Here is a 12,816-nt window from a genome sequence, read left to right as displayed (position 1 = left end):
AAATATGTATTTTATATATATAAAATTAATTTTTAAGTTGACAACTTTTTTTAATATAATAAAATTAAGGTATAAGCTAATAATAAAAAGTATTTAGCTTATAAATATAAATTTTTGAAACTATATATTTAATCAAATAACAATAAATAGATAGTTTCATTTATAAAAATACTTTAAATGGAGGAAAAAATGATGAAAGTAATTAGAAAAGACTTTGCAAAATTATATAACTTTTTTTACTTTATGTTCTGGGGCTTTTATTTTAGCGCTGGACACTTTTACTGTAAAAATATAAAAAATAAATCTTTTCTAATGAGTTCATATTAATCTTAATTTAAAGGTTAAATCTTAAAATATGGAATTGGTAAATAATACTTATTTTATAAAAGAGGACTCTTAGGAGTTCTCTTTTTTTAATAACACATAGTAAATGATGCATTTAGATATAGGAAGGGTGATAGGATGGAGTTACTAGAAGACTATAGAGTAGAGATCGATAAAATAGATAGAGAAATAACACAATTATTAGAAAAGAGAATGAACGTTGCAAAAGCTATTTCTAAATATAAAATGGAAAATAACATGCAAATTTTTCATCCGGATAGAGAGAAAATGGTTATAGAAAAAAACAAGGGATATTTAGAAAATAAGGAGTATGAAGAATTAGTAGAAAGTTTTTATGATAACCTGATGTATTTGAGTAGATTAGTACAACAAAAAGAAATATATCCAGAAAATAAAATATATACTAAACCTTATAAAAATGATAGGGAAAATTTAGTAGTAGGATATCAAGGTGTAGCAGGCTCATTTGGAAATGAAGCTATGCTAAAATATTTTAAAAATATAAAAGAAGCTAAATCATATGAAAAATTTGAAGAAGTGTTTAAAGCCGTTGAAAGTGGGGAAATAGAATATGGAATACTGCCAGTAGAAAATTCATCAACTGGTGGAATTGGAACTGTAGAAGATCTATTAAAGGAATATAATTTATATATTGTTGGAGAAGAATGTATAAAAATAAGTCAAAATCTAGTTGGAATAAAAGGTGCTACAGTAGATGATATAAAAGAAGTTTACTCTCATCCACAAGGATTTGAACAAAGTACAAAATTTTTCGATAAGCATAAAAATTATAATTTAATTCCTTATTCTAATACAGCAATATCAGCAAAATTAGTATCTGATTTAAAAGATAAGAGTAAGGCAGCGATAGCATCTGAAAGAGCTGCAAAATTATATGATTTAAAAATAATTAAAAAAGATGTAAATGATTTAAAAAACAATTATACAAGATTCATTGTTATAGGTAGAGATTTAGAGTGTGATGAAACCTGTGATAAAGTAAGTATATTATTCTCAGTTGAAGATACTAGTGGAGGATTATATAATTTAATAAGAGATATTAAAGAATTTGGTTTAAATATGTCAAAAATTGAATCTAGACCAAATAGAAATAACCCTTGGAACTATATATTCTTTGTAGATTTTGATGGAAATCTATTTGATGAAAATATAAAACAAGCGGTAAATGTAATTGCAAGAAACTCTAAATATTTTAAACTTTTAGGTTGTTATAGAGATATTAAGTGTAAATAAATTTTAAATTAATACACATATATATAAAAATAATCATTTAAAATAAAGAGATAAATATGCCATTAAAAATATAAAATTTATTGTGGAGGATAAAGTTATGATAGTTGTATTAAAAATAGGATATACACAAGACCAATTAAATGAGATATTAAACTTCTTAAAAGTAAGAGGATTAAGAGTATCTATATCTCATGGGAAACAAATGTGTGTTATAGGAGTTATAGGCGATACTACATTAGTAGATCCAGATGAAATATTAGCTTTCTCATATATAGAAAAAGTTATGAATGTAAGCGAACCATACAAAAAAGCTAATAGATTATTCCACCCAGCAGACACTATTGTCGATGTAAATGGAAGTAAAGTCGGTGAAAATTTTGTAGGAATAATGGCAGGTCCTTGCTCAGTAGAAAGTGAAGAGCAAATAATAGAAGTAGCAAAAGCAGTAAAAAAATCAGGGGCAAACTTCTTAAGAGGAGGAGCTTTTAAACCGAGAACATCACCATATAGTTTCCAAGGTTTAGAACTAGAAGGATTAGAATTATTAAAAATAGCAAAACAAGAAACTAATCTTCCAATAGTAACAGAATTAATGTCTACAGCGTACTTAGATAAATTTGTAGAAGATGTAGATGTAATACAAATCGGTGCAAGAAATATGCAAAACTTTGATTTATTAAAAGAAGTTGGTAAGACTAAAACACCAGTATTATTAAAAAGAGGAATGAGTTCTACAATAGAAGAATGGCTGATGAGTGCAGAGTATATAATGGCTGAAGGAAATGAAAATGTAATTCTTTGTGAAAGAGGAATAAGAACATTTGAAACAGCGACAAGAAACACATTAGACCTAAGTGCAGTACCAGTTATAAAACAAAAATCACATCTGCCAATAATAATAGACCCATCTCATGCAACTGGGAAACGTGACTTAGTAGAACCACTTGCAAAAGCTGCTATGGCAGTTGGTGCAGATGGACTTATGATAGAAGTACACAACAATCCAGAAAAAGCATTATGTGATGGAAAACAATCAATAAAACCAGACGCATTTGATAAAATAATGCAAACTGTAAAAAAATATGCAGAAGTAGAAGGTAAAGAGATAGTATTAGGAGATACAATAATACTATAAAAATAATAGAAGTTTTAAGGGGTAAATAATTAAATGTTTAAAATAATATAAAGCATTCAAAGTGGATGTGGGAGGAGAATAGATATGATAATAGTAATGAAACCAGGATTCACACAAGAAGAATTAAATGAAGTTGTTGAAGCAGTAGAAAGCAGAGGAGCAGCAGTCGATAAAATAGAAGGTATTGCAACATCTGTATTGGGCTTAGTGGGGGATACATCATATATAGATCCAGATGAATTATTGACATTTAAATGTGTAGAAAAAATATTAAAAGTACAAGAACCATATAAAAAAGCTAATAAATTATTCCATCCAGAACCTACAATAGTAGATGTGAACGGAACAAAAGTAGGTGGAGGACATCTTGGAATAATGGCTGGACCTTGTTCTGTAGAAAGTGAAGAACAAATCGTAGAAATAGCAAAAGCAGTAAAAAAATCAGGGGCAAACTTCTTAAGAGGAGGAGCTTTTAAACCGAGAACATCACCATATAGTTTCCAAGGTTTAGAACTAGAAGGATTAGAATTATTAAAAATAGCAAAACAAGAAACTAATCTTCCAATAGTAACAGAATTAATGTCTACAGCGTACTTAGATAAATTTGTAGAAGATGTAGATGTAATACAAATCGGTGCAAGAAATATGCAAAACTTTGATTTATTAAAAGAAGTTGGTAAGACTAAAACACCAGTATTATTAAAAAGAGGAATGAGTTCTACAATAGAAGAATGGCTGATGAGTGCAGAGTATATAATGGCTGAAGGAAATGAAAATGTAATTCTTTGTGAAAGAGGAATAAGAACATTTGAAACAGCGACAAGAAATACATTAGACCTAAGCGCAGTACCAGTTATAAAACAAAAATCACATCTGCCAATAATAATAGATCCATCTCATGCAACTGGTAAACGTGACTTAGTTGAGCCACTTGCAAAAGCGGCTATAGCAGTTGGTGCAGATGGACTTATGATAGAAGTACATAACAATCCAGCAAAAGCACTATGTGATGGAAAACAATCAATAAAACCAGATACATTTGATAAAATAATGAAGCAATTGCAAGTATACACTGAATTAGAAGGTGTAACAATATAGTATGAAAATCACAATTGTCGGTTTAGGAGTTATTGGTGGCTCCTTTGCCATGGCATTTAAAGAAGCTGGTTTTGACGATGTATATGCTATAGATTTAAATAAAGAATCAATAGAAAAAGCAAAAGATATGGGAATTATAAAAGATGGTTCAGATAATGCAAGAGAGTTTCTAAAAATATCTGACTTAGTGATTATATGCATTTATCCGAAAATAATAAAAAATTTTATCCTAGAGAATAAAAATAATTTTAAAGATGGCGCTATAGTTACAGATGTTGCAGGGATTAAAGGAACCTTAATTAAAGAATTAGATGATATTATACCAGATAATATAGATTTTATTTTTGGTCATCCTATGGCAGGGCGTGAAAATAAGGGAATTGACCATGCAAGCGCCCAATGTTATAAAGGTGCCAATTATCTATTAGTAGATACAGAGAGAAATGATGATGACAATGTCCTCTTTTTACAATCTATAATATATAAGCTTGGTTTTAAAAGAATTATAAGAATTAGCTCAGATTTTCACGACCAGATTATCGCATTTACTTCACATCTGCCGCATGTTATGGCAGTATCATTGATAAATAGTGATGTGGAAGCTAGAAATACAGAAATCTATATGGGAGGAAGCTATAGAGATGCGACAAGAGTTGCAGACATAAATGAAGATTTATGGACTGAGTTATTTTTAGGAAACAAAGAAAATTTACTAGAAGTAATTGATGACTTTATGGCAGAAATGTCTAGATTTAGAAGTGATTTGGTAAAGGGCGACAAAATAGCGCTAAATAAACGATTAAAAAGAGCTACAAAAAGAAGAAGACGTTTAAATAAATAGAAAAAGCCCAGAGATATTTAAATTTATCCTGGGCTTTTTTAATTCTAAGGAAATTATATATTATCTGGTTTGTGGATAATGTATAATTTCCAACCTATTAACTAAAGCAACGGACGCAGTCGTTGGCGCCATGAGCGAAGTGAATTTTAAGCAACGGACGCAGTCGTTGGCGCCATGAACGAAGTGAATTTTAAGCAACGGAATCTTTGATTCGTTAGCGCAATGAACGAAGTGAATTTTTTTATTTTACAGGTGGGAGTAATATAAGCAAAGCCAGGTTCAAAAATTTTCAAATTTATTTGATTATTTTTCGAACAATTTTAATGTATAATTATAGTATGGGCAGTTTTAGTTCGAGCATAAATATAGTCTAATTTAATTAAAAAAGATAGATTATTTATAAAAAGGGGGAAGATAAAATGAATGTTATAGGTCAAGTTGTTGAGCACAAATCTCTTGGGGAGGGGAAAATTTGTGATCATAAAATCAGAGAGAGAGAGTCATATATTATCGTTGATTTCTCTGGTGACCAAAAAGAATTCCAATTCCCAGATATTTTTAAAAACATTATTAGAGCGAAGGACGAAAAATTCAAGGCTTATGTGGCTGATTTGGTACAAAAAAAGGAAGATATAGATAGAAAAGAGGCAATCATCAGACAAAGAGAGATTGAAAAAGAACAGAAAAATCTTATTAGGGATGAGCCGATAATTAGAAAGACAAAAGTAGGAAAGAGAGCGAAAAAGGAAGGTAAGAAAATAACTTCTACAAAGGAAAAGGGCAAACATAACAAGAGTTATAAAGGGCATAATATAGCATTTAAGTGCAATTATTGTGATGGTGGTAAGTCCAGCGAACAAGTTGGATTTAGTGGGATATGTAGTAACAGAACGATTGCTCAAAATATCGATAGGGGCAGGGGCGAATGGTGCAAATTCCAAGACTGCGCATGTCGACATTATTACGACAATATGATTGATAGAGATGAGTTGGAGCAAATTTATGAAAATGAGGGTATTTGCTATGAAAGTGATTTGTTGAAGAATTGGACTGCATATGCAGGCGCTACCCTCGATGAAAAAAGTGAGTCAGTTCCAAGAAGAATAGTCGGAGCGAAGGAAAATCACCTTGCAATCTTAACAACTGTAAATCCAGACATGGCAGAAGACAAGCGATATATATTTGCGGTGTTTTTGATTGATGAGGTGTTTGCGGGTGACCCTGAAAATAACGAAGAAGGATACGTTATGTCTGCTCCAAAATCGAGATATAGAATAAAACTTTCAGAAGGTGAAGCGAAAAAAATGCTCTTTTGGAATTATTACAGCAACAGCGGAAAAAAGGAAAACACAAGATGGGGAACTGGCTTGTTTAGATATATGACAGACCAAATGGCAGTACAAGTTTTGAGAGATATTGCAGACATGAAAAAGGGTACAAAGTACGAAAAATCTGCAGATGACCTTCTAAAATATTTTTGCAGCATAAATAATATCGACTTAACAAGTATCGGCCCCGAAGTAGGCGCATTAAAACAAAGTGAGTAATATAAATTTGAGCAGCTTATTGTTAAAACCAATTTTATCAAAAAATAAAAATGGGGGTAAAATATATGAATAATAACCAAGTGCCACAAAACACAGATAAAGGATTAAAAAATATTTTACTTGGAACACAAATGCAAAAAAATACTATCGCAATAATCGCGGGAGTTGTAGGAATTATCTCGTTGTTTTTACCATATGCAAAAGCACAGGCTTTTGGATTTTCTCAAAGCGTGTCATATATACAAACTGGTAACGGCATCGTCTTATTAATACTTATTTTGATTGCAATGGGAGCGTATATTGCAAGAAGGGGAGGAATTGGTTTTATTTTATCAGCAATAGCAGCGCTTTTAACTATAGTCGATTTTATGTCTATAGCTAGTGTTGTTCAGGATTCATACGGAATAGCATCACATGGAATGGGCGCATATTTAGCAGTTATCGCAACAATAGCAATGACTGTAGCCGCATTTATAGGAGCTAATTCGATTATAAATAACAAATGATTTAAATTTTAGATATATAGTTTGATTAAGCAGTGCTTGTGCGCTGCTTAATTTATTTTTTATGCATTCTATTCAATTTATTTTAATTTTAATGTGCGCTACATTATTAATTTTAATGTACGCTAGCTGATTTATTTTAAAATGATATTCATTATCAAACACACCCCCAACAATGCTATAATTTAAATAAGAAAAGGGGTGTTATTTATGAGTTTTGATGAATTACTCAAAATCCTATTAATATTTAAATAATGTTTCGATACTGGAATATTGTGGTATACTACAATTAAAGACCAAAATGGGAGGGGTATAACATGATAGAAATAATAAAACCAGAAGAAATATTAGCAGAGTTAGAAAGAATAACTCAAAAGGATCTAGAATGTATATATATCACAACAAATGCATTCGATATATATTTAAATGATGCGAGTTCGCTAAAGATGGACACAAACAAGGGGATAACTGGTATATATTTCAACACAAATGTGAACATGGAAAAATTCAAAGTAGATTCTATTGAAAAATTAGTACATGCAACAGAAGCATTTGACATGTTTACTGAGTATTATGATGAAGATGACGAATACGACTATTACAGAATTGACTTCAAAGACAGCGAAGTAAAAATATTCTTTAATAATGAACTATAAAACGAAAGGCTAGGTAGCAATACCTGGTCTTTTTATATTAAAAAACTATATGTTGGAATAAAATACAAATGAATATAAAAAACGTTATAATATAAATAGGCATAATTACGATATACTAAAAATAATTTTTATGGGGTTGTATAGAGTAGTTATTGATAAGAGATAAAATGGGAAAAGGGAATATTAAAGGAGAAATTTAGCATTATGGAACAATTAAACAACAATGTGATAGGGGAGTTTTTTGAAAAATTAGGAATACTAGAGGAAAATGATAGAGATGAATTTTTCAAGAAAATAGATGAAAAGCATAAGGTGAATTTAACACAAGATTTGGATTTGGCAGTAGCTCTTAGAAAAGATAAAGGAAACGGAAAAATATACACGGTAAAAAATAAAGATTTAGAAACAACTATGGATTTTGCCGGATATTACTATGATTTATATAGACAATTTTTTGCATGGTTTATAGATTTTAAAAATTCATATGATAAAAACCTAGATGGAAAGAAAATACTTGATTTAGGATGTGACAATGGTATAACTACTTGTTTTATTGCAAATCTTTATCCAAATTCAGAAATAATTGGTGTGGATAAGTGTAAAAAGGGAATTAAATGTGCAGAGGAAATAGCTCAAAAACTAGGGGTTGAGAATGTAAAGTTTGAAGCAGTTGATGCAAAAAAAGTGGACAAATTCTTTAAAGAAGAAAAATTTGATTTAGTTATATCTAATAGATCAATGCTTGAAATTACTAATTTACCTAAATTAAAAAGCTTTTGGAGCATAGATGAGGTTGAAAATTCAATAGTTGTTGCAAATAGTGTACTTAAATTCTTCAAAAGCGTAGAAAAGGTAATGACACATGATGCAAAACTTATAACATTCGAGAGATTAGATGGTCTTGAAGAGATATTAAACTTTATAAAATCTATGCATGCATCAGGATTATATGCAGATACAGATGCTATGTGTAAAATCCAATTTAACGAACTTAATGATGTTGAACAAATGCCACTTATAGTATTTGATAAAACTGAAAGAGATGAAATAGGATTTTATGATGCTATTGAAATATATAATAAACTTCCAATTTTAAATAAACAAAAAGACATAGAAGACGAATTTGCAATAGAACTACAATTTAAAGCACTTGGCGAAAAAGAATTAGTATATGGTACACAAATAGACTATAAAACTGGAGTAGGTAGTGAGAGAAGAGAAGTTTGGAAAGTTGGAGATAAATATGTAACTTACAAATACAGTAATGTTGGCCGTAGAGAATTAGTAACAGAAGGAATAGAAAAAGATAAAGCTATAAATGAAATCAGAGCAATGTCTAACTTTATCGGAAGAATTGGTCATAAGGTTACAGAATATCATAGTATAGAAGAGAGAGAAAAACTTGTAAAATAGATAAAAACTCCCATGTTGATTTAAATTTCGATGTGGGAGTTTTTAATATATTTGATTTATTTTAGATTTTAGATGATTGCAATATTATACGCATTTTGCGAAGTTAATATAAAGTCTATTACATAAGCCTGTGAAACTGTCAATATATAATTAAAATGGATTGAAAATAGATTCTGATAGCTAACTTAGTGATTAATAATATATAATATAATTAAGTTCGCAATTGTTATATATTACGAATGAAATGAAGGGGGGAATTAGTATGTTGAAAATTTCATTATTTATGTCATGTGCATTATTATTCGTATCATGTATGTTTTTTCTTCTTAAAGATAAAGCATCCATATTAATCACTGGATATTATTTCATATCAAAAAATGAAAGAGAATTATATGATGAATTTAAACTAAGTAAAGATTATGGAATAATAATGTTAAAATTAGCTTTAATACTTTTAGTAGGAGCAATTGGCTATGTTCTAATATCTAAATTAGTTTTATGGATATCGATTGTTATTTGGATTGTATACTTTGTGAAATTTACTGTTACTTTTAGATTTGATAAGTATAAAATTAATACTAATAATTAATTTTATTAGTATTAAACAATATTAATATATTGCGAATCACTTACAACAAATTAAACAAGCATGCCTTAGTATCTGTTGACATTACTAAGACATGCTTATTTTTTTTATTATCATACAGATTTTATTATAATTTTCTTATGCTTCTGCATCACATAATTCATGGTTAGGGGCATCATTTGTTTCTTCTTTTTTAAATAATGTTCTCGACAAGAAGAATAAATAAACACCACATATTACGATTTGAACAATTGTAGATGATGGAGTTGCAAGACCAACTCTAAATAAAGAAACTGGTTCAATTTTACTCATAACATAAGCAACAGGTATTCTCACGAAGAACGCACCGACTATACCTTGAATCATTACGATTGTTGTTTTTCCACATCCATTTAAGAAACCAATCATGCAGAATAAAAATGCAGTAAAGAAGCAGTCTATTGCATATGATTTTAGATAATCCCAAGCAGCAAGAATAACTTCATGATCAGTAGAGAATATCGAAGAAAGCATATCTCCTTTGAAAAATGCCAAGAAGAACATGCAAACACCACAGCATAATGAAGTTCCAATTGCATAAATAAGTGCTTTTTTTGCTCTGTCGTATTTTTGTGCTCCGTAGTTTTGTGCCACAAATGCCGAAACACCTTGTGAGAATGACGATGGAACAAGCATTATAAACGCCGCTAGTTTTTGGGCAACACCCATACCAGCTGATGGAACAACACCCATAGAATTACCAATCATTACGATTACTAAGAATGATATTTGAACAAGTAGTTCTTGTAGAGCTATCGGTGCACCGAATTTTATTATTTGTGAAGTTAGCCCTTTGTGGAATTTTATGCTTTTTAGCGAAAACTCAAAAGGCAATCCTCTTTTTGCGATTATTACTAGCGATAAAATAACGCTGACAGCTTGTGCAAGAACAGTTGCAAACGCAGCCCCAGTAGATGCCATATTAAAATAACCGACAAATACTAAATCGCCTACAATATTTACAATACATGCTATTAAAACAGTCATAAGTGGAGTTTTTGCATCTCCAAGCCCTCTAAAAATACCGCCGATTACGTTGTATGCAACTATAAAAATAGACCCAGCACAACAAATTCTGATATAAGTTGAAGTGCTATCAAATGCCTCTTTTGGTGCATTCATAAATGACGCAACGCCTGGCGCAAATGTAACGAAAACAATAGTTAAGATGATTGCTATTACTGCAAATATTGAGATACCGCTGCCGACAACATCACCAGCGTCCTTTTTCTTTCCTTGACCTAGTTTTTGACCTATTAATATAGTTATTCCCATTGCAAGCCCTGTAACTGTAAGAGTTATAACTTGCATAAATTGACTCCCAGTCGAAACAGCAGAAACATCCGCCGCATGACCAAATCTACCAACTACAAGTAAATCCACCGCACCATACATAGTCTGCAAAAATAATGCCGCTAATATAGGGATGATGAATGTTACTAGAGGTGAGAAAATTTTTCCCTGTGTAAAATCTTTAACCTTTGACATATATGTGCCTTCCTTTCCAAATTTTAATATAGTTATTTTCATTGATTTATATAAGGTTTATATCAATATAGATAGATTTATATCAATATAAATCAATTTATATATATAGACTTATATTGATAATCTTTAATTTAAAATAACAGTGCTATTCAATATTTGATCTAATTTTACCCAACATATTTAAAAGACTGTTTATCTCGTCTTGCTCCATATTTTCTAATAATTTACCTTCAACAGAATCTATAGCAGATGAGATTTTCCTTGATATTTCAACAGCCTTTTCTGTTAAAACAAGTTTTTTCAAACGGGCATCACCAGCTACTGGCACCCTCTTTATAAGATCGTGTTTTTCCATATTATTAAGCATAAGACTTACCGAAGAACGCTTTAAATCAAACTCAAGCTCCAAGTCCTTTTGGAATATGTCTTTGTCTTTATTGTCAGTTATAAAATCTATTACATATGCCTGAGATACTGTGATATTGTCATCAATCACGTTTAAAACAGCAGCGTCCACCTTTCTCGATATTATACGACTAAGCTTATTTATATGTAGTCCTATTGGAAATTGTGATTTCATATTTGCCTCCTAGAAAAAATGTTTTGTACAAAACTATTTATCTATAATTGTTTTGTACAAAACAATATTACAAGGATAATTCAAAAATGTCAATAAATAAGTATCTCAATAAATAAGTATATTGATATAGATATTAATATACAACTTAAACCAAGAATATAAATCACCAAAAAATATTGGTAAAATAAATATATAGTGATAAACTTACAACATAGACAATAAATAATATTTGGAGGAAATTATGAACAAAAGGGAATTTAATTGGGCAATATTAGGAACAGGGGTAGTTGCAAATGAAATGGCAAATGCTTTGAAAAAAGCGGGCAAATCAATATATGCAGTCGGCAATAGAACACACAGCAAAGCAGTGGATTTTGCAGAAAAATACGGAGTTAAAAAGGTATACGACGATTTTCACGAGATGTTTTCTGATAAAAATGTGGACATAATCTACATAACAACACCGCACAACACACATATAGACTTTATGATGGAGGCGATCTCTAACGGCAAACATATACTTTGCGAGAAATCAATCACATTAAATAGCGACGAGTTAAACAAAGCGATCGAACTTGCAGAGAAAAACAACGTCGTGTTAGCAGAGGCAATGACTATTTACCACATGCCTTTATATAAAAAGTTAAAAGAAATAGTAGAGCGTGGCGATTTAGGTGAAGTCAGAATGATTCAGATGAACTTCGGAAGTTACAAAGAGTACAATATGAAAAATAGATTCTTCAATATGAACCTAGCAGGTGGGGCACTTCTCGATATAGGAGTTTATGCTATTTCATTTGTGAGATGGTTTATGTCATCAAAACCAAACCAAGTGCTAAGCCAGGTGAAATACGCACCAACAGGAGTAGACGAACAAGCGGGAATCCTTCTTATGAACGACGAGCAACAGATGGCGACAATATCACTTACACTTCACTCAAAACAACCAAAACGAGGAATGATATCTTGTGACAAAGGGTATATCGAAATTATGGAATACCCAAGAGCACAAAAAGCAGTCATAACTTATACAGAAACAGGCGCAAGAGAAGAGATAGAAGTCGGCAAACACGAAGACGCACTGTTTTACGAAATGCAAGACATGGAAAACGCAGTAATGGGCGATAGAGAAGTCGCTCACCTTGAGTATACGAAGGATGTTATGGAGATAATGACTGGGATAAGAAGAGAGTGGGGACTTGTTTATCCTGAGGAGAGATAATATGCCAACGTATACAATATTTGCAGGGGTTAACGGATGTGGAAAAACATCAATATATAAATCTGTGATGAAGTAAATATATATGATAATACAGATAGATTTAAAGAAA

12 protein-coding genes are annotated in these 12,816 nt (G+C 30.7%); 10 read left to right on the top strand and 2 right to left on the bottom strand.

The genetic code is table 11. The features are described from left to right. Positions 1 to 462: 462 nt before the first annotated feature. The 9 genes from RDX53_RS04375 to RDX53_RS04335 all read left to right on the top strand — a co-directional run bounded on the left by RDX53_RS04375 (position 463) and on the right by RDX53_RS04335 (position 9,381). Entirely contained in the window at positions 463 to 1,599 is a 1,137-nt protein-coding gene (locus tag RDX53_RS04375) for a chorismate mutase (RefSeq protein ID WP_307993767.1), read from the top strand. A 97-nt stretch (positions 1,600 to 1,696) separates the two neighbouring features. Continuing rightward, positions 1,697 to 2,734, top strand: a complete 1,038-nt coding sequence (gene aroF, locus RDX53_RS04370) for a 3-deoxy-7-phosphoheptulonate synthase (protein WP_307993766.1) — start codon at positions 1,697 to 1,699, stop codon at positions 2,732 to 2,734. Positions 2,735 to 2,818: 84 nt separating this feature from the next. Further along, positions 2,819 to 3,832, top strand: coding sequence for a 3-deoxy-7-phosphoheptulonate synthase (gene aroF / locus RDX53_RS04365; RefSeq protein ID WP_307993765.1), 1,014 nt, complete (start codon positions 2,819 to 2,821; stop codon positions 3,830 to 3,832). 1 nt (position 3,833) lies between these two features. Then, the gene (locus RDX53_RS04360; protein ID WP_195929465.1) at positions 3,834 to 4,673 is read left to right on the top strand and encodes a prephenate dehydrogenase; all 840 of its coding nucleotides are present in this window, start codon (positions 3,834 to 3,836) and stop codon (positions 4,671 to 4,673) included. Positions 4,674 to 5,092: 419 nt separating this feature from the next. Beyond that, complete coding sequence (locus tag RDX53_RS04355) at positions 5,093 to 6,220, top strand: hypothetical protein (protein ID WP_295761905.1); 1,128 nt, start codon at positions 5,093 to 5,095, stop codon at positions 6,218 to 6,220. Between the two features lie 65 nt (positions 6,221 to 6,285). After that, positions 6,286 to 6,726 carry a hypothetical protein gene (locus tag RDX53_RS04350; RefSeq protein ID WP_295677718.1) on the top strand — a complete coding sequence of 147 codons (441 nt, stop codon included), beginning with the start codon at positions 6,286 to 6,288 and terminating at the stop codon, positions 6,724 to 6,726. A gap of 314 nt (positions 6,727 to 7,040) precedes the next feature. Further along, the gene (locus tag RDX53_RS04345) at positions 7,041 to 7,379 is read left to right on the top strand and encodes a hypothetical protein (RefSeq protein WP_195930804.1); all 339 of its coding nucleotides are present in this window, start codon (positions 7,041 to 7,043) and stop codon (positions 7,377 to 7,379) included. A gap of 204 nt (positions 7,380 to 7,583) precedes the next feature. After that, a complete protein-coding gene (locus RDX53_RS04340; protein ID WP_195930805.1) occupies positions 7,584 to 8,792 on the top strand; it encodes a class I SAM-dependent methyltransferase in 1,209 nt (402 codons plus the stop codon). 262 nt (positions 8,793 to 9,054) lie between these two features. Next, the gene (locus RDX53_RS04335; protein WP_022071309.1) at positions 9,055 to 9,381 is read left to right on the top strand and encodes a DUF3784 domain-containing protein; all 327 of its coding nucleotides are present in this window, start codon (positions 9,055 to 9,057) and stop codon (positions 9,379 to 9,381) included. A gap of 135 nt (positions 9,382 to 9,516) precedes the next feature. Here the strand turns inward: RDX53_RS04335 and RDX53_RS04330 are convergent, their stop codons facing one another. Beyond that, the gene (locus RDX53_RS04330) at positions 9,517 to 10,905 is read right to left on the bottom strand and encodes an MATE family efflux transporter (RefSeq protein WP_195930806.1); all 1,389 of its coding nucleotides are present in this window, start codon (positions 10,903 to 10,905) and stop codon (positions 9,517 to 9,519) included. Between the two features lie 145 nt (positions 10,906 to 11,050). Beyond that, the gene (locus RDX53_RS04325) at positions 11,051 to 11,485 is read right to left on the bottom strand and encodes a MarR family winged helix-turn-helix transcriptional regulator (protein ID WP_195930807.1); all 435 of its coding nucleotides are present in this window, start codon (positions 11,483 to 11,485) and stop codon (positions 11,051 to 11,053) included. A 241-nt stretch (positions 11,486 to 11,726) separates the two neighbouring features. On the opposite strand from RDX53_RS04325, the gene RDX53_RS04320 reads away from it, so the two are divergent. Beyond that, positions 11,727 to 12,707, top strand: a complete 981-nt coding sequence (locus RDX53_RS04320; protein ID WP_307993764.1) for a Gfo/Idh/MocA family oxidoreductase — start codon at positions 11,727 to 11,729, stop codon at positions 12,705 to 12,707. The last annotated feature ends 109 nt before the right edge of the window (positions 12,708 to 12,816 follow it).

The organism is uncultured Intestinibacter sp. (assembly GCF_902468165.1).
Lineage (GTDB): Bacteria > Bacillota > Clostridia > Peptostreptococcales > Peptostreptococcaceae > Intestinibacter.
Note: the sequence above shows the minus strand (reverse complement) of the source record. Positions and strands in the feature narration are given on the sequence as shown.

What these genes read in the sequence shown, in the direction of transcription:
- RDX53_RS04375 (WP_307993767.1), top strand. Translation starts at nt 463, where the DNA reads ATGGAGTTACTAGAAGACTATAGAGTAGAGATCGATAAAATAGATAGA.
- aroF (WP_307993766.1), top strand. Translation starts at nt 1,697, where the DNA reads ATGATAGTTGTATTAAAAATAGGATATACACAAGACCAATTAAATGAG.
- aroF (WP_307993765.1), top strand. Translation starts at nt 2,819, where the DNA reads ATGATAATAGTAATGAAACCAGGATTCACACAAGAAGAATTAAATGAA.
- RDX53_RS04360 (WP_195929465.1), top strand. Translation starts at nt 3,834, where the DNA reads ATGAAAATCACAATTGTCGGTTTAGGAGTTATTGGTGGCTCCTTTGCC.
- RDX53_RS04355 (WP_295761905.1), top strand. Translation starts at nt 5,093, where the DNA reads ATGAATGTTATAGGTCAAGTTGTTGAGCACAAATCTCTTGGGGAGGGG.
- RDX53_RS04350 (WP_295677718.1), top strand. Translation starts at nt 6,286, where the DNA reads ATGAATAATAACCAAGTGCCACAAAACACAGATAAAGGATTAAAAAAT.
- RDX53_RS04345 (WP_195930804.1), top strand. Translation starts at nt 7,041, where the DNA reads ATGATAGAAATAATAAAACCAGAAGAAATATTAGCAGAGTTAGAAAGA.
- RDX53_RS04340 (WP_195930805.1), top strand. Translation starts at nt 7,584, where the DNA reads ATGGAACAATTAAACAACAATGTGATAGGGGAGTTTTTTGAAAAATTA.
- RDX53_RS04335 (WP_022071309.1), top strand. Translation starts at nt 9,055, where the DNA reads ATGTTGAAAATTTCATTATTTATGTCATGTGCATTATTATTCGTATCA.
- RDX53_RS04330 (WP_195930806.1), bottom strand. Translation starts at nt 10,905, where the DNA reads ATGTCAAAGGTTAAAGATTTTACACAGGGAAAAATTTTCTCACCTCTA.
- RDX53_RS04325 (WP_195930807.1), bottom strand. Translation starts at nt 11,485, where the DNA reads ATGAAATCACAATTTCCAATAGGACTACATATAAATAAGCTTAGTCGT.
- RDX53_RS04320 (WP_307993764.1), top strand. Translation starts at nt 11,727, where the DNA reads ATGAACAAAAGGGAATTTAATTGGGCAATATTAGGAACAGGGGTAGTT.